The organism is Gordonia hankookensis (genome assembly GCF_014673215.1).
Classification (GTDB): Bacteria; Actinomycetota; Actinomycetes; order Mycobacteriales; family Mycobacteriaceae; genus Gordonia; species Gordonia hankookensis.
In genome coordinates this window covers 431740-456542 of record NZ_JACWMS010000003.1, presented here as the reverse complement: position 1 = coordinate 456542, position 24803 = coordinate 431740, and the positions used below count along the sequence as shown (strand labels likewise).

Genomic DNA, 24803 nt, shown 5'->3' with positions numbered 1-24803 from the left:
TTTCGCTATGCGACCCGCCATAGACCGTCTCACATCGGCGCCCTACTGGGAAGTAGCGTTGCGCGCGGGCTGCCGCTGGCCGATCATCTCGCGATATCGATCGCGGTCGGCGGTCATCTGGTGGCCGGGATCGTCGGCGGGCGGCGTCCAGCCCTCGGAGCTCAGGTCGAGCCGTCCCGATCGCAGGTCCTCGATGACGCCGTTCAGCCAGAGCAGCTCGGCCCGGGCCTCGGCACCCCACAGCTGCAATCCGCGCAAGGCGTGTGGCGGGACGTGCGGGTGGTCCTCGGCCCGGCCGTCGACCGGGAACTCGATCACTGCGGCGTCGAGGGCCCGGCGGCGGTGCGCGAGGAGTTCGAGAGCCTTCTCCTGGCCGAGCATGGGCAACATGCCGAATGCGGCGTGGAACTCGCGACGGTCGAACACATTGACCGTGACGACCGCGTCGGTCAGCAGTCGGTCGAACTCGGCGCGACCGCCGTCGGTGAGCTCATAGACCGCGACGTCGCGCGCGCCGTCGGTGAGGTCGTGGCGGACGGCGAGACCATCGGTCACGAGCCCGCCGAGGCCGTGATAGATCGAGCCGGGATTGACATTGGCCCACTGATCGACCTGCCAGGACATGAGTTCGCGCCGGATCTGGTAGCCGTTCACCGGCTCGAAGAGGGCAACGGCGCCGAGGAGCAGTAATCGAGTGGTCGTCGCTGCCATGCCCACGAGGGTAGGTCCAGATCCGCGCGCGTACCAGGACCGTTGTTGTCCTCGATTCGATGAATCCTCGAGGTGAGGCAAGTCAGCCTCTCTGAGCTGCGAGCGTCGGATCTCGCCGTTGACTTCCGACGTACAGATTGGAATAGTCGAAAGTGTTCAAACTTGAACAGTCGGAGATCCGAACGGTGGCGACTCGGGAGTTCCGGCGGACGCGAAGGGGACAGGCATGATCCATGCACGCGGGTTGGTGCAGACATTTCACACCGGCCGTGGAAAACAGAAGCGGGAGGTCCGCGCCGTCGACGGCGTGGACCTCGACATCGCGGAAGGGGAGGTCGTCGGCTTCCTCGGTCCGAACGGTGCAGGTAAGACGACCACACTTCGGATGCTGACCACGCTGTTACGGCCCACGGCCGGGACGGCCACCGTCAACGGGTATGACGTCGTGAAGGACTCGGTCATGGTGCGGCGCAGCATCGGCTATGTCTCGCAGGCAGGCGGTGCCTTCAGTCAGGCCCAGGCAGGCGACGAGGTGGTCGACCACGGGATGCTCTACGGGATGACGCGCTCCGCGGCCAGGGCCCGCGGCAAGGCCCTGTTCACGCAGCTACAACTCGACGGCCTCTGGGATCGGATGCCCAAGAACATGTCCGGCGGACAGAAGCGTCGCCTCGACATCGTCATGGGCCTGGTCCACGATCCGACCCTGGTGTTCCTGGACGAGCCGACCACCGGTCTCGACCCGCAGGCGCGGGCCAACCTGTGGGAACACATCAGGCGACTGCGCTCGGACACCGGTGCCACGGTCTTCCTCACCACGCACTATCTCGACGAGGCCGACGAGCTGTCCGATCGCATCATCATCATCGACAACGGCCGTATCGTGGCCGCCGACACGGCCGACAATCTCAAGGCCACGGTGTCGGGCGATCTGGTCGATCTCGAACTCTCCGACGACGCGATGGTCGCGGTCTCCGCGGAGAAGCTCGGTGCCATCGGCAGTGATGTGGAAACCGATGGACGCCACGTCCGTGGTCGGGTCCGTCGCGCGGGTCGCGAGGTGCCGGGCCTGCTCCGCGAGTTCGACGCCGCGGGTATCAACCTCGATTCGATCGAGGTGATCCGACCGACCCTCGACGACGTCTTCCTCACCCTCACCGGTCGTTCCCTCCGGGACGCCCAGGACGAACAGCCGGCCGACGATTCCGTTGTCGCCGAAGGATCTCCGGCCCACGAGCCGGTCCAAGGAGTGTCGCAGTCATGACCTTTCTCCGCGAGAGCAACATCGTGTTCCGTCGTCAGATCCGGATGAACCTGCGCAACCCCGCGTGGGTGCTGATCGGCGTCATGCAACCGATCCTCTATCTATTGCTGTTCGGTCCGCTGCTCACACCGCTGGTGAGCCAGTTCCCCGGCGGTGCCGACAACGCCTACACCTTCCTCGTTCCCGGACTTCTGGTGCAGCTGGGGATCTTCGGCGCGTTCTTTGCCGGGTTCAGCCTGATCGGCGAGTGGCGCGAAGGTGTCATCGAGGCCGAGCGCGTCACACCGGCAAGTCGCACCGCGTTGCTGACAGGACGTCTGTGGCGCGATGTGCTCCAGCTGTTCGTACAGGCGGTCATCCTCGTCGTACTCGGCCTGATCATGGGGATGCGCGGGTCGTTCACCGGCATCGTCGTCGGCATCCTGATCACCATGATCGTCGGCGGCGCGTGCGCGGCCGCGTCGAATGCACTGGCCCTCACCACCAAGAGCGAAGACGTGATGGCGCCGGTCATCAACATGGTGATGATGCCCGTGCTGTTGCTGTCGGGCATCCTGCTCCCGATGACCCTCGGACCCACCTGGCTGCAGAAACTGAGCGACTTCATGCCGTTCAAGTGGGTCGTCGACGGCGTGCGTGATTCGTTCGCCGGCGACATCGCGACATCATCGGTCGCCTGGGGGCTGATCACCGCGATCATCCTGGGAGCACTCGGAACCTGGTGGGGGACAGCGGTATTCCGCAAGGAGAATGCGTAGCGGACTCAGTCGAGGCTGCTCTCCGTCGGAGCCGGGGGAAGCGTCACGACGGCCCCGGCGTAGCTGAGTCCGGCGCCGAAGCCGAGCAGCAGTGCGGTCTGCCCGCCCTTCGCCTTGCCGCTCGCGAGCATCTCCTCCATGGCCAGCGGGATCGAGGCCGCCGACGTGTTGCCGGTGTTCTCGATGTCGTTGGCCATCGGGATGTCGTCGGCGAGCCCGAGGTTCTTCTTCATCAGTTCGTTGATGCGCGCGTTGGCCTGGTGCGGCACGAAGACCTCGATGTCGTCGATACCCACACCCGAGGTCTCCAACACGGTCGACAGGGCTTTCGGCAGGGTGATCGCAGCCCAGCGGAACACCCGCGGACCCTGCATCGTGACGAACATCCGGCCGACCGGCTCGGATTCGGGGTCCTTGTGCTGGAACTGTTCGGCGCGGTCCATGTACTCGGGGATGTCCCAGTTCTGACCGATCGCCTCGGCGTTCTCGCCATCGCTGCCCCAGACGGTCGGCGAGATCCCGTTCTCGTCGCTCGGCCCCACGACGACGGCCCCTGCGCCGTCACCGAAGATGAATGCGGTGTTGCGGTCGGTGGGCTCCATGACGACCGACATCGTCTCCACCCCGACGACGAGCACGTACTCGGCGGAGCCGGCGCGGACGGTGTCCGCCGCGATTCCGAGCCCATAGCCGAAGCCGCCGCAGCCCGCCGCGACGTCGTAGGCGGGGATGCCGTTGAGTCCGATGTCGAAGGCCACGATCGGCCCACCGTGCGGGATCTTGGTCTTCCAGCTGTTGGTCGCCAGGATCAGGGCACCGATCTTCTCCTTGTCGACTCCGGAGTTGCGGATCGCCCGTTCGGCGGCTGCGGCCGCCATCGACCGGGCCGTCTCATTGCCACTGATCCAGCGACGATTCCGGATGCCGCTGCGCTCGAAGATCCACTCGTCGCTCGAATCGAGCTTCTCGCACACCTCGTCGTTGGTCACCAACCGCTGAGGTCGATACGCGCCGATGCCCAGCATCGCGACGTTCTGGTGCCCGCTTCTCGCCGCAATTCCCACCGCTGTCTCCATCCCTCGTCGGTCGATCGACTGAAATTGTAGGCCTTCATTACCGAGAAGTAAGAAAGCTTTCGTCGCCTTTGCGATCCCGTATCCGATTCGACGCCGATCTCCGGGTGCGAGTCCCCGCACAAGGGGACCACCGGGTGTGCGCGGGCTGCCCGCTCACCAGGTGTGGACGACGTTCTGCGCGGCCTCCAGGCCGCGTGAGATCAGCATCTCGGTGGCGTCGATGCCATGCGCGATCAGCAACTCGACATCGGTACGAGCGGCCGACGGAAAGGGCTTCAGAACGAAATCGGCCGGGTCCTGTCGGCCGGGTGGTCGGCCGATGCCGAGTCGGACCCGGAGATAGTCACGTGACCCGATCGATTGGCTGATGGATCGCAGACCGTTGTGGCCGCCCTCACCACCGCCTTGCTTGAGCCTGACCAGACCGACGTCGATGTCGAGTTCGTCGTGCAGCACGATCAGGTCACCCGGCGCGACCGAGTAGAACTTGGCCAGGGGTCCGATCTGGCGCCCGGCCTCGTTCATGTAGACCCGGGGTTTCGCGACGAGGGCCTGGTGGCCGGCGACGGTGACGGGCGCGACCTGCGCGCCCGACTTCTTGTGCAGCTTCCACCGCTCGCCGGCCGAGGCGACGAGGCCATCGGCGACCATCGCACCGATGTTGTGCCTCGTCTTCTCGTATTTCGGGCCGGGGTTGCCCAGCCCGACAATCAGTTTCACTGATCAGTTGTGAAAGAGGATCACTCTGCCGCTTCTTCGGCAGGGGCCTCCGCCTCTTCTTCGGTGCCCGGGGTCTCCGCGCCGGCCTCTTCGGCCTCGTCCTCGAGCTGCGAGGCGGTCGGCGCCTCGTTGACGGCGACGATGAGCGTCTCCGGATCGGAGATCAGCGTGACACCCTCGGGCAGGTCCAGGTCGGATGCGTGGACCGCGTTGCCCGGCTCGACGCCCTCGACGCTGACGACGAACTGCTCGGGGATCGAGAGCGCGTCGGCCTCGATCTCGATGTAGCTGGCGTCCTGGGTGACCAGGGTGCCCGGGGCGGCGTCGCCCTCGACGACGATGTAGACCTCGACGGTCACCTTCTCGCCGCGACGGATCACCAGGAGGTCGACGTGCTCGATGTAGTTACGGATCGGGTGCACATCGATCTGCTTGGTCAGCGCGAGCTGGCTGGTGCCCTCGATGTCGAGGTCGATGATCGAGTTGGTGCCGGTGTTACGCAGGATCGCCGCGAGCTCCAGCGCCGGGAGATTGAGGTGCTGCGGATCGGTGCCGTGGCCGTAGAGCACGGCGGGTACGTTGCCCTCGCGGCGGGCACGACGGGCGGCGCCCTTGCCCTTCTCGGTGCGGGTGGTGACCGTCAGCTTTGCGGTCTGAGTAGCCATGTGATTCTCCTCGTTCGGCGGTTCGGGCGAACCGCGGTGGTTCGGTGGGTGGGTCGCGGCGAGCGACATCGACCCCGAACCATCCGGCGGGCCTTCAGATGCCCGCGGAGGAGTCCGCGATGATCGCGCCGATAACGGTGATCGCTCACCCTCGCCGAGACAACGCAGGAAAGAATAGTCGATGGCCACGGCCGATGTCACATCGTGCCCGGTGTCCGTACCGCAGGTCGGAAAGGTGTTCCCGTAACCCCGCGTCACAGGCATGTCGTCACAGGCATACTGGCCCCATGACCTCACGAACACCGATCGACATCGTCACCGAGTTCCTTGACGCGTTGGCACGGGGAGACTCGGCGGCCGCTCTCGAGAACGTGGACGAGAACATCGCCTACACCAATGTCTCGACGCCGACCGTCCACGGTAAACGCAAGGTGGCCAAGATATTCGGTGGACTCGACAACCTCTCGTGGGCCGGTTTCAACTACCGGATGGTCAATGTCTCCGCCGACGGCCCGGTGGTCCTCACCGAACGCGTCGACGAACTGCGGATCGGCCGCGTCGTCATGCAGTTCTGGGTGTGCGGTCGATTCGAGATCGGCGAAGGGCGCATCACGGTGTGGCGGGACTACTTCGACTACTGGGACATGACCAAGGGCCTGGTGAAGGGACTGGTCGCGGTGGTGATCCCGCCTGTGCAGAGGCCTCTGCCCGCGCGATCACTCACCGCGTAGCCGTCGGAGTCAGGCGACCTGCAGGTCGGGTGAGTACATCTCGATCCAGTGGTAGAGATCGAGCACCCGATCCATCTGGGTACGGACCTCGGGCGACACATCGTCGGCGGACTCTGCCGTCATGGCCTTGACGGCGCGGCGGTCGACGAGATCGAACACCTGATGGCCCCTCTCGGCGGCGATGTCGTCGAGCTGCTGCTGCAGTGTGATGGTGTACTTGAGGTCCTGGGTCGACGGGTATGGGCTCTTGGTCCGATCGACCACTGACTGCGGTAGGACGTGTTTCGTCGCATGACGCAGCAGACTCTTCTCCCGACCGTCGAAGGTCTTGAACGCCCATGGCGTGTTGTAGACGTACTCGACGAGCCGGTGATCGCAGAACGGGACACGTACCTCGAGACCGACCGCCATGGATGCGCGGTCCTTGCGGTCCAGCAGCATTCGGACGAAGCGGGTGAGGTGGAGGTGGCAGATGACCCGCATCCGGCGTTCCTCCGACGATTCACCGTCGACGGTCGGGATCGCTGCGAGGGCGGTCGCGTACTGGTCGTCGACGTAGGAGTCGATGTCGAGGATCTGCTGCATCTCGGGAGTGAGCATGGCGTAACGCGAACGCGTGAGCGCACTGCCGAACGCCAGCCATGGGAAGGTCTCGGCGTTGCGTGAGCTCTCATCGAAGAACCACCGGTAGCCGCCGAACACCTCATCTGCCGATTCTCCGGACAGGGCGACCGTCGATTCGGCCCGGATCGCCTTGAACAACAGGTAGAGCGAGCTGTCCATGTCTCCGAGGCCTGCCGGGATGTCGCGGGCTCCGATGACCGCCCTGCGCACGGCGGGATCGGTGAGATCCGCGGGATCGAGCATGACGTCGCGGTGCATCGACCCCACATGCGTTGCGACGTCACGGACATACGGCGAGTCGGGAGTGTCCCGCATCTCGTCGGGCCGGAAGTTCTCCTCCTGGTTGACGAAATCGACCGCATAGCTGTGTACGCGACGGCCTTCTTCGCCGAGGTGGGCGGCGGCGAGACCGGTGAGTGCGCTCGAATCCAAGCCGCCGGAGAGCAATACGCATCGCGGGACGTCGGCGATCAGTTGCCGGTTCACGATGTCGGTCATCAGCTCACGGACGTGGTCGACGGTCTCGTCGACGTCGTGGGTGTGCTCGTGCGCAGGCAGCGACCAATAGGTCCGGGTGGCGCAGCCATCGCGTGAGACCGTGACGACAGTGCCCGGCTCGACCTCGCGGATGTGCTTCCACATCGACCATCCGGGCGCCTTGGTGACCGCGAAGAGTTCCCGGAATCCATCGGCGTCCACGGTGTGCGGCACCAGCGGATTCGCCAGGATCGCCTTGGGTTCCGAACCGAACACCACGCCGTCGTCGGTCTGCGAATAGTAGAAGGGCTTGATGCCCAGTCGATCCCGCACCATGACGAGCTGCTCGGTTCGGCCGTCCCAGATCGCGAAGGCGTACATGCCGTTCAATCGATCCACCACTTCGGTGCCCCACTCGAGATAGCCGTGCAGCACCACCTCGGTGTCACTCTCGGTGTGGAACTCGTGACCGGCGGTGGCCAGCTGCCCACGGAGTTCGCGGAAGTTGTAGGTCTCGCCGCTGTAGACGATCGCGACGTCGCCGGACGGTGTGTTCGCGACCATCGGCTGCCGCCCCATCGGCAGATCGATGATCGCGAGCCGACGGTGGCCGAGGCCGACGTGTCGGTCGACGTAGGTCCCCACGTCGTCCGGACCGCGATCGCTCATCGTCGCAGTCATCTCGTCGAGAATGTTCTTCTTGCTTGCCATCTCGTGGGTGTAACCCACCCAGCCGGTTATTCCGCACATGAAACGCGTCCCACCTTCAGTGATTAGCAGTGCTAAATAAATTCGCAATTCCGTTGTAACACGGAACTAATCTGAAGGACGACGCGTCTTTTCGCTCTCGCGAGGAATGTCCGAAAGGTCGGGTCGGCGGGTGTCAGAGAATCTCGTCGAGTCTGTCCACCGGTCGGGCAAGTCGAGTTCCCTTGTCGGTCACCACGAATGGTCGCTCGACGAGAATCGGGTGCTGGACCATCTCGGTGAGCAGCTTGTCTTCGGGCAACGAACCGAGATCGAGTTCTTTGTAGAGCGATTCGCGTTTGCGGACCGCGTCGCGGGCGGTCAGACCGGCATCGGAGATCAGCCGGGTCAGCTGTTCGCGGGTGTATGGCTGATCGAGATACTTGACGACGGTGGGTTCGATCCCGGCGTCGCGGAGCTTCTCCAGCGCCTTGCGGGAAGTCGAGCACTTCGGGTTGTGATAAATCGTCGCGTCCACGCCGTTGACGATACCGGCTGGTCAGGTCGATCCGGTCGCACGCTGTGCGATCGGGGGACCGAATCGTCCGGCTATCGTTGCGGTGTGCGCGTCACCTCCCGACTGACCGGCGTCCGGATCGTGCTGATCGTCGGCGCAGTGCTGGGCGTCCTCGCGGCATCGCCGGGGCAGGCGTGGGCATGTTCGTGTGCGCCACGCCCCGCAGCCTCCGTCATCGACGACGCGTCGGCGATCGTCGTGGGTACGCCGGAGTCCCGCTCCGTGGACGGCTCGGCGGTCCGGTATCGATTCCGGGTGCGGGAGAGCCACAAGCAGAAGGTCCCGCAGACGATCACCGTGGTGACGGCGTCGTCGGCGGCGGGGTGTGGGATGGAGCTGCGGCTCGGCGCCGAACGCCTGCTCGTTCTCGGGCGACCCCCGGGCGGGGTGGTCGGTGCCGACGGGGATCGGGGTGCTTCGTTGTGCGACAACAGCGGTGTCACCGCGGCCGATGTGGTGCGGTACGGCGGGCCGGCGATCGCGCCCTACGCGCCGAACGCGGCGCGCGAACCGGCGCCCGCGGTTGTCGGCGTGTTCGTCGCCCTCGCGGCCCTGGTGGCTCTACCGGGGGCGATCATGTGGTGGCGCGTGCGAGCGCGCGACCGGCGACGGGATCCGGACTGACTGCACGTCGCCTAGATGCGGGAACGCCGCCCGGGATGGATGGCCTGCCGCGACATCGCCGCCGACGCGTTCACGATCCGATCGCCGTACCGCTCGAGCACCAGCGACTGGGTGGCGGCCAGGTGTGCACGCGCCAGGCGCTCGGCCTCGGCGGCGTTTCCGGCGGCGATCTCGTCGACCAGCCGCCGGTGGGCGCGAACCGCCTCCTCGGCCTCCAGTTGTGAGGGGTACTCGCCGTGTCGGGTGCGGGCTTCGGCCCATGCCTCTTCCTGGGCCGACCACAGTGCGACATAGCTGCCGACGGCGTAACGGATGGTCGCGTTGGGTGCGAACGAGACGACCAGATCGTGGAAATCGCGTGCGGTGTGGGTGAACTCCACGCCGTCGGTGACCAGGCCGATCGACGAGTCGATCGCGGCGGTGAGCGCGGGGACCACCACCTCGGCGCGATCCGATCGTTTGGCGCATTCGGCGGCGCACAGCGGCTCGAGCATCCGCAGTCCATCCGCGAGGTCGCGGAGCGTGACCTTTCCGGCCTGAAGTGAGAGTCCGAGATGGTAGGCGGCCGATGTCTCGTCCGGGCGGTGGACGTCGGCGCCACCGACATTGCCGCGTCGGACCGTCACCAGGCCTTCGGTCTCCAGTATCCTCAAGGCCTCCCGGATCGAGGGATAACTGACCCCGAAATCCTTGACGAGTTGTTCCTGTGTGGGCAGTCGGTAGTCCTCGACATCCAGGATGAGGTCGCGAAGCTCGGCAGCGACGGTCTCGGCGATCCGCCGTTGCGGAACACGACCGTTCCTGATCGTCGTCACGCGGGCCGCGATTCGTTCATGCGGCCGAGTCTAATCTACTGCAGGGCATCTTTACCATTCAAGTATTCCAATCCTTATTATGATTGAAGTAATGTGCCCGGCATGGACTTCACGATGGGCGAAGCGGCGACCGGACTCCGTGACCAGTTGCGCTCACTGATCGCCGAGCGCGTGCCGGCCGATTTCCGTGGCGCCTTCACCGACGATCCGGACGACCTCCGCATCGCCCAGGACTTCTGCCGATTCCTGGCCGACCGCGGTCTGCTGTGTCTGGCGTGGCCGGAGGAGTTCGGTGGACGGGGAGCCTCGGTGTGGGAGCAGACCGTCGTCCGCGAGGAGATGTGGGCGCACCACGAGCCCCGTGGTGCCCAGTACATGGGCGTCAACTGGGTGGGGCCAACGATCATGCGACACGGCACCGACGACCAGCGACGACAGCACCTGCCGCCGATCGCCCGAGGCGAGGTGATCTGGTGTCAGGGGTTCAGCGAGCCGGGGTCGGGGTCCGACCTGGCGTCGCTGCGGACCGCGGCTCGACGAGAAGGCGACGGGTGGCGGATCTCCGGACAGAAGATCTGGACGTCGTACGCCACGATGGCGCAATGGTGCTTTCTGCTGGCGCGCACCTCGACCGGGGAGCGCAGACAGCAGGGGCTGACAGTGTTCCTGGTCCCCATGTCCGACCCGGCCATCGAGGTCCGGCCGATCCGATCGATGTTGGGGCCGCATCACCTCAACGAGGTCTTCTTCGACGAACTCCAGGTGACCGAGGCCAACGTCCTGGGCACCGTCGACGACGGCTGGTCGGTGGTGCAGGAGGTGCTGTCCTTCGAGCGTGTGGGTATCGCCCGCTACGCCCGATGTGAGCTCCTGCTGCAGCAGGCGCCGGAGGTGCTCGGCGACCGTTGGGAGGCACTGCCATCCGATCTCCGGACGCGGTGGGCCCGCGAGTTGGTGCGGTGTCGGCGGGCTCGACTGCTCGCATACCGGGTCGTGTCGATGCAGGCCGAGGGGCGGGTGCGCCCGGGCGACTCCGCGCTCTACCGGATCGCCGTCACCACACTGGACCAGTCGAGTGCCGACGTCCTCGCGGAGATCGCCGCATACACGGCGGGCGACCCGGGTGTCGAGCGTTTCCGCCTCGACGTGGAGGATCACTGGGGCTACTCGCAGGCGGCGACCGTGTCGTCCGGGAGCATCGAGATGCAGCGAATCCTGTTGGCCCGAGACCTGGTGGCGGCCTCGTGAACATCGATCTGAGCGCCGAGGCGATCGACTACGGCGTGGCAGCGCTGGGAGCCTTCGCGTCGGCAGGCGGTGACCGGATCGTCGAGGATGCGGAGCGTGATCCACGAGGGCGCCGCGCCGTCGTGGAGCCCGTTCTCGCCGAACTCGGGGCCTGGGAGCTCGACCCTCGTGGTGACGCCGACGAACTCGAGGCAGCCGCCGCGCTCTGTCGTAGTGCGGGTTACTGGGCGGTGCCCTACCCGGTCGCCGAACGGCTCGCGGGGCCGAAGGACCTCGACGTCGACGGGCTCGTGGTGGTGTCCGATCACGACCCCGCGGCGCCCGTCGCCGATCTCGACATCCGGCTGGCGACGGTGACTCTGTCCGGTCGGCGCAGTATCGCGCTCGCGCGGCCGCCGGAGCGATCGCCGCGCACGTCGGGCTTCGTCACCGGGCTGGTGCTGGACCCGCTAGACGACGACGGGACCGCCGACATCGCTCTCGGACTGACCCTGCCGATCTGGACTCTGCTGGGGATGCTCGACCGCGCAATGGAACTCACCCGCAGCCACGTTCTCCTACGTGAACAATTCGGTCGTCCGCTGGCGAAGTTGCAGGGTGTCCAGTTCCAGCTGACCGACGCCGAGGTGGAGCGGGCCGGCGTCGAGGTCCTCGCGAAGTATGCGCTGTGGAGTATCGAGTCGGATCACCCGGAGGCCGTCGACGATGCACTCGCGCTGCGCCTGGCGGCCATCGAGGCCGCCGACACAGTGTTCCGTATCGCGCATCAACTGCACGGCGCCACCGGCTTCTGCGACGAGACCAGGCTGTCGTGGTTGTCGCGCCACAGCCTTCCGTTGCGTCGGCTGCCGCTCGGCCTCTCGGCAACGGGTGAGGCGCTCACCCGCAATCTCGGCCGACGTGGTCTGACCGGGTTGTTCGGTGGCACTGCGGAATCGACGACGACCCGGGAGTCGGTGGCACCATGACCTACGATCTTCCCGACGAACTGACGGTTCAGAGCGACGGGCCGATCCGCGTGGTGACGATCAATCGCCCCGGCGAGCTCGGTGCGGTCAACAAGTCGCTGCACTGGGCACTGGCCAACGTCTGGCGACAACTCGCCGCCGACCGCGAAGCGGCCGTCGTCATCCTCACCGGATCGGGGCGGGCGTTCAGTGCCGGAGGCGATCTCGGCTGGATCAGATCCTTCCTCGACGATCCGGTCGCGCGCGACGACAGCATCCGTGAGGGCGCCGAGATCATCGACGAGATGCTGAGATTCCCGCTGCCGGTGATCGCCGCGGTCAACGGGCCGGCCGTGGGCCTCGGTTGCAGTATGGCCGTGCTCTGTGACGTCGTGCTGATCTCGGAGAGTGCATATCTCGCCGACCCGCACGTTGCGGTCGGATTGGTCGCCGGTGACGGCGGAGCGGCCTTCTGGCCGTTGCTGACACCCATTCTGAGGTCACGGGAATACCTCTACACCGGTGACCGGATCCCGGCGTCGACCGCCGTCGAACTGGGACTCGCGACACGGGTGACGCCAGGCGACGAACTCATGGCGCAGGCGCGCGCCCTGGCCACTCGCCTCGCCGCCCAGCCGCGGGAGGCGCTGCAGAGCACCAAGCGCATCGTCAACATGCATCTGTCTCAGGCACTCGGGGGTCCCCTGCAGGCGGGTTTCGCGGCCGAGGTGGTCACCATGGTGTCCGATGAGCATCGGGAACGCTTGCAGGCAATGGCGGCCCGGGCGGCGCGCCGATGACACAGTCGGCGTCGGTGGTTTGTGATCAGGGGCCCGAGGGTTTTCGGTCCGAGGTCCGCGAGTGGTGCCGCGTACACGTGCCGAACGACTGGCGAACCGCGCAGACCGGGGCGTCCGCCGAGACATTCGTGGCCTTTCAGAAGGACTGGTTCGCCACACTGGCCAGAGCGGGGTACGCCGTGCCGCACTGGCCGAAGGAGTGGGGTGGCGGGATGTCCGTCGCCGATCAGGTGGTGCTCTACCAGGAGCTGGCAGCGCATGATGCGCCACGTCTGGTCCTTCCGTTCGTCTCGATTCACCATGCCGCGTCCACCTTGCTCGCGGCCGGGACCGACGAGCAGCGCTCGCGGCACCTGCCCGCGATTCTCGACGGTGAGATCTGGTGTCAGGGCTTCTCCGAGCCAGGGGCCGGCTCGGACATGGCGGCACTGTCGACATCGGCTCGCCGGGTCGGCGATCACTACCTGGTGAACGGTCAGAAGCTCTGGGCCAGCGGTGCGCTGCACGCGGACTGGTGTCTGCTCCTCGCGCGTACCGACCCCGAAGCGCCCAAGCGTCAAGGGATCTCGTACTTTCTGCTCGACATGGCCGCACCCGGCATCGACGTCCGGCCGATCCGTCAGGCCACCGGGGAATCGCATTTCTGTGAGATCTTCCTCAACGACGTCGAGATCCCCGCGACGCAGCTCGTCGGCCCCGAGAACGAGGGCTGGCGGGTGGCGCAGGAGACCCTCGGCGCCGAACGAGGGATGACGATGCTCGAACTCGCCGAGCGCCTCGGCCACGGCGGCTTCCCGTGGCTTGTCGACCTCTGCCGTCACCCCGGGCCGGACGGCACACGGCCGCTGGATGATTCACGGGTGGCCGATCGCCTTGCGGCGCTCGAGACCGAGATCACCGGTCTCCGCCTGCTGTGCGCGGAGTTCGTCGCCGATCACAGTGGGCCGGCAGACGCCTCCATCGTCAAGCTGTATTACAGCGAACTCCTCCAGCGGGTGATGGATCTCGGGGCCGAGATCGGTGGTCTCGACGCTCAGACACAGTTGCGCAAACCGCTGTCGAGCGGATGGGAATCGGGAACCTGGGTCCTCGATTTCATCGGGTCGTGGGAGTGGACCATCCCGGGCGGGACCAGCGAGATCCAACGCACCATCATCGGGGAGCGTGGCCTCGGTCTGCCCCGTGAACCGAAGGGAATCTGATGTCGACGCGGGCCGACGAACTCGCCGAACTCCACGACGAACTCTCCGCGGTGGCTCGGGACGTGTTGTCCACCAGGTCATCCGGCACAGCGGTGGATTGGCATCTGATCGCGGGTTCGGGGTGGCTCGGACTCGAGGTGCCCGCATCCCACGACGGTGCCGACGCCACCTTCGCGGAGGTGTCGGTTGTCCTGCGGGAGATGGGCCGGGCGGCGGCGAGCGGCCCGTATCCGGCGGTCGCCGGACTGGCCGTCGGCGCCCTCGGGGCGCTGGAGCCCTGCGACCGGAGGGACCGGCTGCTCCGGCAGACCGTGTCGGGTGACGTGGTGCCGGTCCTCGCGCTCGACGCCGACCGTCCGGACGGCAGCACGTTTCACCTCGACGGCACCTCGGACGGTCTGGTGCTCGGTGGCGAGGTGAACTTCGTCCTCGGTGCTCCCGATGCCGATCGACTCCTGGTCCCGGCGGTCACGTCGACAGGGGAGACGGTGATCGTCGATGTCGACCCGCGGGGCGGCGGCGTGAACGTGGAGGCGCGACCGGTGGTCGACGCCACACGGAGCTTCGGGCGGGTCACCGCGGCGGATGTGCGCGTCGACGACGATTCGGTGTGGCACTACCGCGAGGGTGTCGATGCCGCAGTGCTGCTGTGCGATCGGGCGGCGACGGCCGTGGCGTGTGACAGCCTCGGTCTGGCCGAGGCGATGGTCGAGGCGACCGTCGCCTACGCCGGGGTGCGTGAACAGTTCGGACGGAAGATCGGGTCGTTCCAAGCCGTCAAGCATGCCTGTGCCGACATGCTCGTCGACGTGACGGTGGCGCGCGGGCTGGTCGGCTCCGCGGTCCGGAAGGTGAGCGACGGCTCACCGGGGTCGTCGCTCGCGGTCGCCATGGCCGCGTCCTTCACCGGCGAGATGGCGGTGCGGATCGCAGGCAAGGCCATGCAATTGCACGGTGGGATGGGATACACCTGGGAGAGTGGCGTTCACGTGTATCTCAAACGCGCGACGCTGAATCGGACGTTGTACGGGTCGCCCGCCCGCCATCGCGCGCGGATTGCGCAACGATATTGATCAGGTCGACAGGCGCTTGGTCGCAAGGTCGCGAAGGTCGCTCGACTTGATCTTCGCGCTCCCGGTCAGGCTGATCTCGCCGTCGTCGAAGAACAGCACATGGCGTGGGACCTTGTAACTTGCCAGCTTCTCGCGCAGGTAGCTGCGGATGCCCTCGGATTCGAGGTCGGCGTCTGCGTGGGGCACGATGCACGCCACCACCACCTCGCCGAGGGTGTCGTGCGGAACACCCACGGTGCGGGTGACCTTCACGCCCGGATGTGCGACCAGTACCTCGTCCACCTCGAGTGGGGACACGTTGGCGCCGCCGGTCTTGATGATGTCGGTGAGGCGGCCTTCCCAAAACAGCCGGCCGGAGTCGTCGAGGTATCCGCCGTCGCCGGTGTGGAAGAAGCCCTCGTCGTCCAGGGTCTCGGCCAGCGGCGTCCCGAGGTAGCCGAGCATGAGAGTCGGTCCCTTGACACAGATCTCGCCGCGTTCGCCGACCGGGACCGTGTCGCCGTGCAACGCGTCGACGATCTTCACGGTGTTTCCCGGCAGCGGCTCGCCGCTGCTGCCGCCGATCACATCATCCGGCGTGTTCGCTGCGAAGCACGTTGTGATGGTGAAGGTCTCGGTGTTTCCGTACGCATGCCCGGGCTCGGTGTAGTCGGTGGACACGGTCGCGTGTCGTGCGAGCGCGGTGTTGCGGTCGACGAATCGCAGACTGCTCAGATCGACCGATTCCCAATTCGGTGCGGCCTCGAGTGCGGCCCACTGGTGGGGCCAGGCCAACGGGAAGTTCACCTTCTCGGACTCCATCAGCTCCAGCGCCCCGGGCGCGTCGAACATCGACTGCAGCACGAGCGACCCGCCACAGGCCAGTGTGGAGCCGAGGGCCATTCCGAAGTTCCCGGACCAGAAGAAGCCGTTGGCGGACCAGCATCGCACGTTGTCGTCGGGAGTGAGTCCGTACATGCGGCGGAATCGCCACATCTGGATCGTGACGCCACGATGCGCGCTGACGATTCCCTTGGGGCGGCTCGTCGAACCCGACGAGAAGAACAGAACCGCGGTGTCGCTGGGCCGGGTGGTCGCCGCGGTCGACTCGATCAGTTCGCGTGGTTCGTCGCCCCCGAGCGCCAGGAAGGACTCCCAGTCGTCGATGCCGACATGTCCGGTGACGTCGCCGACCGTCGCCACGTAGGTGAGGAACGGATATGTCGTCGACCGCATTGTCCCCGGCGTCGCGGTCTCGAGCTGTGGTTCCAGCTCGGAGAGGACCTCGGCGAGATCGGTTCTCCCGACCCTGCGCTCGAACAAGAGCACCGAGACAGCGGACACCTTGAGCAGGTGATCGAGTTCGGCAGGGGTCGAGAAGGTGCTGAGCGTGACTGCGACACCGCCGGCCAGTGAGGTCCCGAAGACGGCGGAGAGCCATTCGGCGCGGTTGGTCATCAGCACGCCGACACGACTGTCCTTGCCCACGCCGCGGGCGCGGAGTGCGCGTGCCACCTCGATCGACCGTTCCCACAGATCCGTGTAGGACCAGCGGACCGCACCCTGATCCGTCCGCATGACGAGGGCCTCCCGGTCGCCGAACTTCTCGGTCACCTCGCGGAGAAAACCTGGCAGCGTGAGGGTTCCGAGGCCGGGTTCGTCATCGAGTGGGGGACCTGTGGCGACCGACGGCGCAACGTCGATGGACGGGGTGCTCATGGCTGACCTCGCTTGGATGACGGGTGTGATGCCGACTCAGCGCGGCAGTTCGACTTCGGCGGTACACGACACCAGGCCGGCGCCGTCCTGATTGGTGAGCTTCAACTTGATCTGGACGAGCGGGACCCCCCAGTCGGACTCGGGCTGCTTGTCGATGACCTCGGCGTCGAAGTAGGTCACGTCGCCCTCGAAGGCCGGAGCCCGGAAGTCCGCCTTGGTGTGCCGGACCATGCCGTCGTAGCCCGCCCAGTTGGCGAGGAAGTCGGTGCACCACGCACCCATCGTCGCGCCATACCCGTAGGCGCGCGCCATACCGACCTCGCCCGCCTTCTCGGCGTCGATGTGGCCCCGGGACGGCCCGACATAGAGCCCGTCCCGCTTGCGCGGATCGATCTTCGCGTCCTCTTCGTCGAACCCGAAGCCCTCGCCCCAGCCCGGATCCTGGTAGACCCACGGGTCGTCGATCCCCTCGGGCGCAACCCATTCGAACGTTCCCCAGATGTTGAACAGGAACGCGCGGTACTCGGTGGTGAACGACGCGATGCTGTGCGGCCCGATCACCCGGCGGGGCAATGTGTCGCCGACCTTCACCTCGTCGAACCGCGGCGACACCCCCAGGCGATTCGACAGCAGCCACTCGCGTCGCAGCGCCTCGAGCTCGATCAGTTCGTCATTGGTCCACTTCTTGACGACGCCGACCTGGTTGTCGTACATACCGCGCTTGGTGGCCTCGGCGGTGAGGTAACGGATCGCCGTCGAGCGTTCGCGCGCCACCAGGGCGCCGTGCTGATTGGTGTGGGTGGTGTCACCACGGGAGAACATCGTCGGCCCTGCGAACTTGGTGTCCGCGACCTTGTAGTCGTGAAAGCGGCGTTCCTGGAACAGCTTGTCGCCCGGCCGTACCGGCGTGCCGTAGAACCACCACTCCTCACCGCCGAAGATCAGGTGGCTGTTGGGGATGTGCCCGACACAGGCGGGTGCCGCCCCGTGGCCGTAATCCAGTGCCACCGCGATGGACTGGGGCGCGATGATGCCGCCGTACCGGGATTCCCGAGCGAACTCCTCGTTCCAGTGGATCGGGTTCGGGTTGTCCATCGCCATGGCCCACCGGCGGATGTCGGACGTGCTGCACGGATCCCACAGCTGCCCACCGCCGATCGGCTTGCCGACCCGATGGTCGACGTCGGACAGATCGAGCTCGGTGGTCTCGGTCTTCGGTTCGGTCGTGCTGCTCAACGTGTTCTCCCCGATCTATCGATTGACGTCGACGACGATTCGGCCGCGAATCGTGCCGTCCATGAGCTGTCCCGCCGAGGTGATCGCATCCGCGAGGGACACCTCGTGCGCGATCGATTCCAGCGCATCGGGATTCAGGTCGCGGGCCAATCGATTCCACGCGGTGAGACGGCGCTGCCTGGGTGCCATCACACTGTCGATGCCCAGCAGGGACACGCCGCGCAGGATGAACGGCGCGACCGATGCCGGGAAGTCCATACCCTGCGCCAGGCCGCATGCTGCGACCGCTCCGCCGTACCGGGTCTGTGCGCAGGCGTTGGCCAGGGTGTGGCTGCCGACGGAATCGACGACGCCGGCCCAGCGCTCCTTCTGCAGGGGCTTGCCCTTCTCCGCGAGTTCGGCCCGATCGACGATCGTGGTGGCCCCCAACTGCTCGAGATACGCCGACTCGGTGGTCTTCCCGGTGGACGCGGCAACGGAGAAACCGGCCTTGGTCAGCAACGCGATCGCGACGCTGCCCACGCCGCCGGTCGCCCCCGTGACGAGGACCTCGCCCTGATCGGGCCGCACGCCTCCGCCGAGCAATGCCTCGACGCAGAGGCTGGCGGTGTAACCGGCGGTGCCGATCGCCATCGCCTGGCGTGAGGTGAACTCCGCAGGCAACGGGATCAGCCAGTCTCCCTTGAGTCGAGCGCGCTGGGCGAAGCCGCCCCAATGCGACTCGCCGACGCCCCAACCGTTCAGGACCACTCGATCTCCCGCGGACCAATCCGGATGCGAACTGTCGGCAACGGTGCCCGCGAGGTCGATGCCGGGCACCATCGGAAATGACCGGACGACGGGGGAGCTGCCGGTGATCGCGAGCGCATCCTTGAAGTTCAGCGAGGAGTAGTCCACCTCGATCTCGACGTCACCTTGGGGGAGGTCGGAGGCCTCCAGGTCCGTGACCGAGACCGACTGGCCGGACTCGCCCTTCTCGATGACAACAGCCGAAAACTTCTGCAAAGCCGTTCCTTCCCCAGGGAGAAAAGTCGTTGAGGGCGACGTTACGTCAATCCTCATAAGGATAGCAATACTTGACTGGTTGACGATTTCTCTTCAACGTGCGGTCCAGCCACCGTCGACGACGATGGTCTGTCCCGTCACATATGCTGCCGCATCTCCGGCCAGCCAGACCACGGCTCCGACGATGTCGTCGGCCGATCCCTGCATGGGCAGCGGGGTGTTGCGCCGGAGGTACTCGGCGGCTCGCTCACTCTCGTACAGCGGGCTGGTGATCTCGCTCCGGAAGAAGCCCGGCGCCACCGTGTTCACCCGGATCGAATGTCGTGCCCACTGGACGGCCAGTTCGGCGGTCAGGCCCGACAGTCCGGCCTTGCTCGCCGCGTAGGACGCCTGGGGAATGCCGGGTATGCCCACCCGCCCGCTGATCGACGAGATGTTCACGATCGAGCCGCGTCCGATGGCCCGCATGTGCGGGAAGACGTTCTGCGCCAGCAGGAACGGTGCCATCAGGTTCAGTTCCATGGTGTGTCGGATGGCGTCGACGGGTTCGGACTCGGCCCGCTCCTCGGTGAACATGCTGCCCGCGGCATTGACCACGATCTCCGGTGGCCCGAGGGTCTCGGCGACCTCCGACACGATGTCTCCCACCCGATCGAGATCGGACAGGTCGCAGGCGATGGGCACGCCGTCGATGCGTTCGGCGATCTCGATCAGTCGGTCGCGACGGCGGGCGACCACCGCGACGCGCGCCCCGGCCGAGGCCAGCGCCTGCGCCACGGCCGTGCCGAGGCCCGACGACGCGCCGGTCACGATCGCCACGCGGCCGTCGAGGCCGAACATCTCGGCGGGGTGGTGGTCGGGGGGCGGTGTCACCTGTCGCTCCTGCTCGTGGACCTCTTGACGAGGTCGATCAGGTCGGTCCGTTGGACCTTACCCATCGCGTTGACCGGCAGGGCATCGATCTGAGACCAGATCTCCGGGACCTTATAGGGGGACAGGGCTTTTCGGCAGCGCTCGGCGAGCGAGTCGAAGTCGACGGACTTGCGCCCCTCGCTCTCGATCACGGCGGCGACCCGCTGGCCGAGGCGTTCGTCGGGCACCGGGTACACCGCCACCCGGGTGACGTCCGGGTCGGATCCGATGACGCGTTCGACCTCGAGTGGATACACGTTCGCGCCGCCCCTGATGATCACCAGTTTCTTGCGGTCCAGCACCGTCAGCCAGCCGTCGGCGTCGACGGTTCCGATATCCCCGGTCGGCACCGGTCCGGGTTCGGCGGGACGCAGACCGTCGTGCTGCCAGTACCCCAGCAGCGGGCGCCAGGCATTCGCCCACCGGCCGTCGGTGCGGCCGGTGACCTTCAGTTCGCCGAGCTCGCCCGTGGGCAACCGCCTGCCGTCGTCGTCGTAGGCGGCGACGTCGTAGTGATCGAGCACCTGCCCGCTCGCCCCGGCCCGCCAGTCCTCGCCCACCGGATCGATCGACACGACTGCGGGCGCCTCGGTGAGGCCGTAGGTCGCCCGGGGCATGATCCCGTGGGCTGCGGCGAAGTCGGCGCGCAGTTCGTCGGAGGTGTCGCTGCCGCCGCTCCATACCTCCTCGAGCGAACCCAGATCGATGTGCGGACGTCTGGCCAGGTCATAGAGCTGTGCCGGGGCGCCGTTCCACACGGTGACCCCCCGACCGGCGATCCACTCGGCGACGCCGTCGACGTCGCGGCGGTTCATCACCACGGCGCAGCCACCGCACTGGGCGGTCAGCAGGGTGGACAGCACCATCAGATTGAGGATGGTGAGCGGGAAGCTGTCGCCCTTGCGCAGCGTCCGGTCGTATCCACGCCCGGCCCGCAGTGCGGCGCCCGGGAGCAACAGATTGCGCTGGCTGTGCACCACTGCCTTGGGTCGTCCGGACGTTCCGCTCGTGAACGCGATACCGGCGGGTGCGTCGATGTCGACGTCCACCGTCGGTGCCGTCTCGTCCCGGTCCAGGAGATCGGACCATCGCCCGGCGTCGAGGACCTCGGGGGAGGCCAGGCGGCACCTCTCGCCCGCCAGGATCACCGACGGCCGGCAGAGTTCCCGGACGTCGTCCTGCTCGTCCTCGGACAGCGCCTCCCCGATGCCTGCCCAGATCGCGCCGATCCGCTGAGTGCCGTGGAAGGCCGCGACGATGTCGAGATCATTGGGCAGACATGCGGCGACACGGTCTCCGGGCCGTACCCCGAGTGACCAGAGTGCACCCGCGACGCGACGTGCCTGCTGATCGAGTTCGGCGTACGACCACACCCCGGACACCGCCTCGACAGCCGGGGATTCCGGATTCGACGAGAGGGTGGGGTCCAGCACTTCACCTATCGTCTTGAAATTCTCCACCCGCTACTAATACCACTATCCTTGTAAACATTGATCTGATAGTTTCTGTCCGGTGATGGCTGGCGAACACATGGGGGACGGCAGGCGGCCGGAGCACACCGGTCCGCTGTCGGGGGTGCGGGTTGTCGATCTGACGGCCATGGTGATGGGCCCCTATTGCACGCAGATCATGGCAGACATGGGTGCGGACGTGGTGAAGATCGAGCCTCCCGCGGGCGACAACACCCGCTACATCTCGGTGGGTCCGGAGCAGGCGATGGCTGGGGTCTTCGTGAATGTGAACCGCGGAAAGCGCAGCGTGGTCATCGATCTGCGCTCATCGGACGGAAAAGCGGCACTGCGCGAACTGATCGCAGACGCCGATGTGTTCATCCACTCGATGCGGGGCACCGCGATCAAGCGGCTCGGCTTCGGCTACGACGAGGTCGTCGCGATCAACTCGTCGATCGTCTACACCAACTGTTACGGATACGGTCGTCGCGGCCCCGACGCGGATCGGACGGCCTACGACGACACCATCCAGGCCGAGTGTGGGTTGCCCTTTGTGCAGCAACAGCTCACCGGGGAGGTCGGCTACGTCGGCACCATCATGGCCGACAAGGTCGCAGGCATGACCGCGTTGTACGCGACGATGATGGCACTCTTCCATCGCGAGCGGACCGGCGACGGCCAAGAGGTCGAGGTCAGCATGTTCGAGACGATGGCGTCGTTCATGCTCGTCGAGCACGCGAACGGTGCCATGTTCGATCCGCCCCTCGGGCCGGCGGCCTATCCCCGGGCGGTCGCCCCGAATCGAAAGCCCTATCGCACCAAGGACGGTCACATCTCCGCGCTGGTGTACAACGACAAGCAGTGGTCGGTGTTCGTCGATGCGGTCAACCCGCCGTGGGCCGGCGACCATTTCGCGACCCTGGCGCAGCGGGCGGCTCAGATCGACACCGTCTATGCGTTGCTGGGGGAGACCTTCGCCGAGCGCACCACGCAGGAATGGCTGGACCTGCTTCGGTCGCTCGACATCCCGGCAGCTCCGGTCAACAGTCTCGACGACCTCTTCGACAACGATCACCTGAATGCGGTCGGATTCTTCGAGGATGTGGAAACCCCAAATGGGACAGTGCGTTTCCCGGGGTCTCCGGCCTGGTTCTCGCGCACCCCGGGAAAGGTGTCGGGCCCGGCTCCGCGACTCGGTGCCGACACCGACGAGGTGCTCGACGAGATCCGGCTCCGATCTGGTGTGCGAGGGGAGAACGATGCCTGAGATCGGGGGAGAGATGCGGGTCCGCTCGTGGCTGTTCGCCCCGGGCGACAGCGAGAAGAAGATGGCCAAGGCGACCGCAGGCCCGGCAGACATGGTGATCTTCGATCTGGAAGATGCTGTCGCCGAGGACGAGAAGCCCACATCGCGACGGTTGATCTCCGCATTCCTCTCCGACATCCCGGAGTCCGGGCGACGGCGTCTGTGGGTGCGGGTCAATCCGCTCGACGGGCCACACACGCTGGCCGATCTGGCGGCGGTCATGCCGTCCCGGCCGGGTGGGATCATGCTGCCGAAGGCGCGCGGCCGCGGCGACGTCGAGCTCCTCGATCACTACCTGTCCGCGTTGGAGGTGGCGTCCGGCATCGAACTCGGATCGACCAAGGTCATCGTCCTGGTCACCGAGACCGCCGAGGCGATGTTCACCACCGGCGACTATCGGGGAGCGCCGCGGGTGATTGCCTTGACCTGGGGCGCAGAGGATCTCGCGGATGCCGTCGGCGCGAGTGAGAACCGGGACCCCGACGGCGGCTACGCGTTCACCTATCAGCTCGCGCGAAGTCTCTGCCTGCTCGGTGCGTCGGCCGCCGGGGTGGCGCCCATCGAGACCATCCAGGGCGATTTCACAGATCTCGACGGCCTGCGGACGCGGGCGGAGCAGGTCCGCCGCGACGGCTATCTCGGGATGCTGGCCATCCATCCGGCGCAGGTCGAGGTGATCAACGAGGCCTTCTCGCCCTCGGTGAGTGAACTCGAGGCGGCTCAGGAGATCGTCGATCTGTTCGCGTCGAATCCCGGAGTGGGGGCGATCGGATATCGCGGCGCGATGCTCGACCGTCCGCATCTGGCCCGCGCCGAGGCCCTCCTCGCGGCGGGACGGCGTCCATGACGGTGGTGACCGAGGCCCAGAACCTCGATCTGACAAGCATTCTGCGGTCGGGAGACAGCATCGTCATCGGCCAGGCATGCGGCGAGCCGACCACCCTGCTCGAAGGGCTCGTCGCTCAGGGCCGCGACATCGGGGGCCTCTCGGCCTTCGTCGCGACGAGTTTCTCCGGCACGCTGACCCCGGAGTCGGCCGCATCCGTCTCACTGTCGAGTATGGGGGCGATCGGGACCCTGCGGTCGATGAGCAAGGCCAACGCCTTGGACGTCATCCCATGTCATGTCAGCCAGGTCGCCCCGATGATCACCGCGGGACATCTGCGATGCGATGTCGCATTTGTGCAGGTCAGTCCGTCAGATGCCAACGGAGACCATAGTTTCGGGCTGATCAGCGACTATGTGCGAGCCGCCGTCGACAAGGCGCGCGTCGTGGTCGCGGAGGTCAACGACCAGGTGCCCTACACGCTCGGCGAACTCCTGCCTGCGTCGAAGATCGATCACGCGGTCCATGTCTCGCGCCCGCCGGTACAGGTGAGCCCGGCGACGATCAGCGAGACCGATCGCGCGATCGCCGCATACTCGGCCGCCTACATCGACGACGGGTCGGTCATCCAGATGGGGGTCGGAGCCGTTCCCGATGCGATGCTTCAACTGCTCGTCGACCGCACCGACCTCGGTGTGCATTCCGGGATGGTCGGCGACGGGCTGGTCGATCTCGTGGAGGCGGGTGCGGTCACCAACGCGCGCAAGCGGATCGATCGCGGCGTGACGATCACCGGTGCGCTGATCGGGACGACTCGGCTCTACGACTTCGCCCACCGGAACCCGGAGATGAGGATGTGCGCCACTGCGTACACGCATGACGCCGGGGTGATGTCCGATCTCGATGATCTCGTCACCATCAACTCGGCGGTGGAGGTCGACCTCACCGGGCAGGTGAATGCCGAGCAGAGCGGCGCGGCCTACCTCGGTGGTACCGGCGGACAGGTCGACTTCGTGCGGGCAGGCGCGCGATCGGCAGGGGGGCGCGCGATCATGGCGCTGCCATCGACCGCGAAGGGCGGCACCGTCAGCCGGATCACCGCACAGTTGTCGGGCCCGGTGACGACGGCCCGCAGCGAGGTGGACGTGGTGGTCACCGAGTTCGGCGCGGCCGAACTCCGCGGGCAGAACATCGCCGAGCGCACCCGGCGCCTGATCGCCATCGCCCACCCGGACTTCCAGGAAGACCTGGCGCGGGCCGCCCATCCGATCCAGCAGCGAAGGTTCTAGGGAGTGGCACCCGATTCCCGTTGCGATCGCGGCGGCTCGATGGTCCGCCGATCTCCCGCAGCAGAATTGAGAGATACGTCC

General features: G+C 66.6%; 24 protein-coding genes. 12 read left to right on the top strand and 12 right to left on the bottom strand.

What is annotated here, in order from left to right:
• Nucleotides 1-42: 42 nt before the first annotated feature.
• Nucleotides 43-711, bottom strand: coding sequence for a PadR family transcriptional regulator (locus tag IDF66_RS16580; protein ID WP_190267793.1), 669 nt, complete (start codon nt 709-711; stop codon nt 43-45).
• A gap of 226 nt (nt 712-937) precedes the next feature.
• Here IDF66_RS16580 and IDF66_RS16575 point away from each other — a divergent pair, with 226 nt between their 5' ends.
• Both IDF66_RS16575 and IDF66_RS16570 read left to right on the top strand, forming a co-directional pair.
• Nucleotides 938-1975 carry an ATP-binding cassette domain-containing protein gene (locus tag IDF66_RS16575; protein WP_164306857.1) on the top strand — a complete coding sequence of 346 codons (1038 nt, stop codon included), beginning with the start codon at nt 938-940 and terminating at the stop codon, nt 1973-1975.
• Complete coding sequence (locus IDF66_RS16570) at nt 1972-2733, top strand: ABC transporter permease (RefSeq protein WP_190267792.1); 762 nt, start codon at nt 1972-1974, stop codon at nt 2731-2733. The genes IDF66_RS16575 and IDF66_RS16570 overlap by 4 nt, the downstream gene beginning before the upstream one ends.
• A 5-nt stretch (nt 2734-2738) precedes the next feature.
• Here the strand turns inward: IDF66_RS16570 and IDF66_RS16565 are convergent, their stop codons facing one another.
• From IDF66_RS16565 to IDF66_RS16555, 3 genes are all read right to left on the bottom strand, one after another.
• A complete protein-coding gene (locus IDF66_RS16565; RefSeq protein ID WP_344870566.1) occupies nt 2739-3758 on the bottom strand; it encodes a beta-ketoacyl-ACP synthase 3 in 1020 nt (339 codons plus the stop codon).
• Between the two features lie 204 nt (nt 3759-3962).
• A complete protein-coding gene (gene pth / locus IDF66_RS16560) occupies nt 3963-4529 on the bottom strand; it encodes an aminoacyl-tRNA hydrolase (RefSeq protein ID WP_190267790.1) in 567 nt (188 codons plus the stop codon).
• Nucleotides 4530-4549: 20 nt separating this feature from the next.
• Nucleotides 4550-5194, bottom strand: coding sequence for a 50S ribosomal protein L25/general stress protein Ctc (locus tag IDF66_RS16555; protein ID WP_164306861.1), 645 nt, complete (start codon nt 5192-5194; stop codon nt 4550-4552).
• Between the two features lie 287 nt (nt 5195-5481).
• On the opposite strand from IDF66_RS16555, the gene IDF66_RS16550 reads away from it, so the two are divergent.
• On the top strand, nt 5482-5925 hold the full coding sequence (locus IDF66_RS16550; protein ID WP_190267789.1) for a limonene-1,2-epoxide hydrolase family protein: 444 nt from the start codon (nt 5482-5484) through the stop codon (nt 5923-5925).
• Between the two features lie 9 nt (nt 5926-5934).
• On the opposite strand, the gene asnB is transcribed toward IDF66_RS16550, so the two are convergent.
• Both asnB and arsC read right to left on the bottom strand, forming a co-directional pair.
• Nucleotides 5935-7776, bottom strand: coding sequence for an asparagine synthase (glutamine-hydrolyzing) (asnB, locus tag IDF66_RS16545; protein ID WP_164306863.1), 1842 nt, complete (start codon nt 7774-7776; stop codon nt 5935-5937).
• Nucleotides 7777-7909: 133 nt separating this feature from the next.
• A complete protein-coding gene (gene arsC, locus IDF66_RS16540) occupies nt 7910-8251 on the bottom strand; it encodes an arsenate reductase (glutaredoxin) (RefSeq protein ID WP_164306864.1) in 342 nt (113 codons plus the stop codon).
• Between the two features lie 84 nt (nt 8252-8335).
• Between arsC and IDF66_RS16535 the strand changes: the two genes are divergently transcribed.
• The gene (locus IDF66_RS16535) at nt 8336-8914 is read left to right on the top strand and encodes a hypothetical protein (protein WP_190267788.1); all 579 of its coding nucleotides are present in this window, start codon (nt 8336-8338) and stop codon (nt 8912-8914) included.
• Nucleotides 8915-8925: 11 nt separating this feature from the next.
• Here the strand turns inward: IDF66_RS16535 and IDF66_RS24060 are convergent, their stop codons facing one another.
• A complete protein-coding gene (locus IDF66_RS24060) occupies nt 8926-9729 on the bottom strand; it encodes a FadR/GntR family transcriptional regulator (protein ID WP_164306866.1) in 804 nt (267 codons plus the stop codon).
• A 102-nt stretch (nt 9730-9831) separates the two neighbouring features.
• Between IDF66_RS24060 and IDF66_RS16525 the strand changes: the two genes are divergently transcribed.
• From IDF66_RS16525 to IDF66_RS16505, 5 genes are read left to right on the top strand one after another with little or no spacing between them, the layout of a single operon-like run.
• Nucleotides 9832-10977: an acyl-CoA dehydrogenase family protein gene (locus IDF66_RS16525; RefSeq protein ID WP_190267787.1), complete on the top strand. Its 1146-nt coding sequence runs from the start codon at nt 9832-9834 to the stop codon at nt 10975-10977.
• The gene (locus IDF66_RS16520) at nt 10974-11945 is read left to right on the top strand and encodes an acyl-CoA dehydrogenase family protein (protein ID WP_190267786.1); all 972 of its coding nucleotides are present in this window, start codon (nt 10974-10976) and stop codon (nt 11943-11945) included. Before IDF66_RS16525 ends, IDF66_RS16520 begins: the two co-directional genes overlap by 4 nt.
• Nucleotides 11942-12724, top strand: a complete 783-nt coding sequence (locus tag IDF66_RS16515; RefSeq protein ID WP_190267785.1) for an enoyl-CoA hydratase/isomerase family protein — start codon at nt 11942-11944, stop codon at nt 12722-12724. Before IDF66_RS16520 ends, IDF66_RS16515 begins: the two co-directional genes overlap by 4 nt.
• Nucleotides 12721-13926: an acyl-CoA dehydrogenase family protein gene (locus tag IDF66_RS16510; protein WP_190267784.1), complete on the top strand. Its 1206-nt coding sequence runs from the start codon at nt 12721-12723 to the stop codon at nt 13924-13926. Before IDF66_RS16515 ends, IDF66_RS16510 begins: the two co-directional genes overlap by 4 nt.
• Entirely contained in the window at nt 13926-14999 is a 1074-nt protein-coding gene (locus tag IDF66_RS16505; protein ID WP_190267783.1) for an acyl-CoA dehydrogenase family protein, read from the top strand. Before IDF66_RS16510 ends, IDF66_RS16505 begins: the two co-directional genes overlap by 1 nt.
• On the opposite strand, the gene IDF66_RS16500 is transcribed toward IDF66_RS16505, so the two are convergent.
• From IDF66_RS16500 to IDF66_RS16480, 5 genes are all read right to left on the bottom strand, one after another.
• Entirely contained in the window at nt 15000-16697 is a 1698-nt protein-coding gene (locus tag IDF66_RS16500; protein ID WP_190267782.1) for a class I adenylate-forming enzyme family protein, read from the bottom strand.
• Between the two features lie 36 nt (nt 16698-16733).
• A complete protein-coding gene (locus tag IDF66_RS16495) occupies nt 16734-17933 on the bottom strand; it encodes a MaoC family dehydratase (protein ID WP_164306873.1) in 1200 nt (399 codons plus the stop codon).
• A 15-nt stretch (nt 17934-17948) separates the two neighbouring features.
• Nucleotides 17949-18938: an acrylyl-CoA reductase (NADPH) gene (gene acuI, locus IDF66_RS16490; RefSeq protein ID WP_223309715.1), complete on the bottom strand. Its 990-nt coding sequence runs from the start codon at nt 18936-18938 to the stop codon at nt 17949-17951.
• 93 nt (nt 18939-19031) lie between these two features.
• A complete protein-coding gene (locus IDF66_RS16485; RefSeq protein WP_317628735.1) occupies nt 19032-19811 on the bottom strand; it encodes an SDR family NAD(P)-dependent oxidoreductase in 780 nt (259 codons plus the stop codon).
• Nucleotides 19808-21283 carry a class I adenylate-forming enzyme family protein gene (locus IDF66_RS16480; RefSeq protein ID WP_190267780.1) on the bottom strand — a complete coding sequence of 492 codons (1476 nt, stop codon included), beginning with the start codon at nt 21281-21283 and terminating at the stop codon, nt 19808-19810. The genes IDF66_RS16485 and IDF66_RS16480 overlap by 4 nt, the downstream gene beginning before the upstream one ends.
• A gap of 82 nt (nt 21284-21365) precedes the next feature.
• On the opposite strand from IDF66_RS16480, the gene IDF66_RS16475 reads away from it, so the two are divergent.
• From IDF66_RS16475 to IDF66_RS16465, 3 genes are read left to right on the top strand one after another with little or no spacing between them, the layout of a single operon-like run.
• A complete protein-coding gene (locus IDF66_RS16475) occupies nt 21366-22568 on the top strand; it encodes a CaiB/BaiF CoA transferase family protein (RefSeq protein ID WP_223309714.1) in 1203 nt (400 codons plus the stop codon).
• On the top strand, nt 22561-23454 hold the full coding sequence (locus IDF66_RS16470; RefSeq protein WP_190267779.1) for an HpcH/HpaI aldolase/citrate lyase family protein: 894 nt from the start codon (nt 22561-22563) through the stop codon (nt 23452-23454). The genes IDF66_RS16475 and IDF66_RS16470 overlap by 8 nt, the downstream gene beginning before the upstream one ends.
• Nucleotides 23451-24722: an acetyl-CoA hydrolase/transferase family protein gene (locus IDF66_RS16465; RefSeq protein ID WP_190267778.1), complete on the top strand. Its 1272-nt coding sequence runs from the start codon at nt 23451-23453 to the stop codon at nt 24720-24722. Before IDF66_RS16470 ends, IDF66_RS16465 begins: the two co-directional genes overlap by 4 nt.
• Nucleotides 24723-24803: the final 81 nt, after the last annotated feature.

What these genes read in the sequence shown, in the direction of transcription:
- IDF66_RS16465 (WP_190267778.1), top strand. Translation starts at nt 23,451, where the DNA reads ATGACGGTGGTGACCGAGGCCCAGAACCTCGATCTGACAAGCATTCTG.
- IDF66_RS16505 (WP_190267783.1), top strand. Translation starts at nt 13,926, where the DNA reads ATGTCGACGCGGGCCGACGAACTCGCCGAACTCCACGACGAACTCTCC.
- IDF66_RS16470 (WP_190267779.1), top strand. Translation starts at nt 22,561, where the DNA reads ATGCCTGAGATCGGGGGAGAGATGCGGGTCCGCTCGTGGCTGTTCGCC.
- IDF66_RS16515 (WP_190267785.1), top strand. Translation starts at nt 11,942, where the DNA reads ATGACCTACGATCTTCCCGACGAACTGACGGTTCAGAGCGACGGGCCG.
- IDF66_RS16555 (WP_164306861.1), bottom strand. Translation starts at nt 5,194, where the DNA reads ATGGCTACTCAGACCGCAAAGCTGACGGTCACCACCCGCACCGAGAAG.
- IDF66_RS16565 (WP_344870566.1), bottom strand. Translation starts at nt 3,758, where the DNA reads ATGCTGGGCATCGGCGCGTATCGACCTCAGCGGTTGGTGACCAACGAC.
- asnB (WP_164306863.1), bottom strand. Translation starts at nt 7,776, where the DNA reads ATGTGCGGAATAACCGGCTGGGTGGGTTACACCCACGAGATGGCAAGC.
- IDF66_RS16475 (WP_223309714.1), top strand. Translation starts at nt 21,366, where the DNA reads ATGGCTGGCGAACACATGGGGGACGGCAGGCGGCCGGAGCACACCGGT.
- IDF66_RS16580 (WP_190267793.1), bottom strand. Translation starts at nt 711, where the DNA reads ATGGCAGCGACGACCACTCGATTACTGCTCCTCGGCGCCGTTGCCCTC.
- IDF66_RS16525 (WP_190267787.1), top strand. Translation starts at nt 9,832, where the DNA reads ATGGACTTCACGATGGGCGAAGCGGCGACCGGACTCCGTGACCAGTTG.
- IDF66_RS16570 (WP_190267792.1), top strand. Translation starts at nt 1,972, where the DNA reads ATGACCTTTCTCCGCGAGAGCAACATCGTGTTCCGTCGTCAGATCCGG.
- IDF66_RS16550 (WP_190267789.1), top strand. Translation starts at nt 5,482, where the DNA reads ATGACCTCACGAACACCGATCGACATCGTCACCGAGTTCCTTGACGCG.
- IDF66_RS16575 (WP_164306857.1), top strand. Translation starts at nt 938, where the DNA reads ATGATCCATGCACGCGGGTTGGTGCAGACATTTCACACCGGCCGTGGA.
- IDF66_RS16510 (WP_190267784.1), top strand. Translation starts at nt 12,721, where the DNA reads ATGACACAGTCGGCGTCGGTGGTTTGTGATCAGGGGCCCGAGGGTTTT.
- IDF66_RS16500 (WP_190267782.1), bottom strand. Translation starts at nt 16,697, where the DNA reads ATGAGCACCCCGTCCATCGACGTTGCGCCGTCGGTCGCCACAGGTCCC.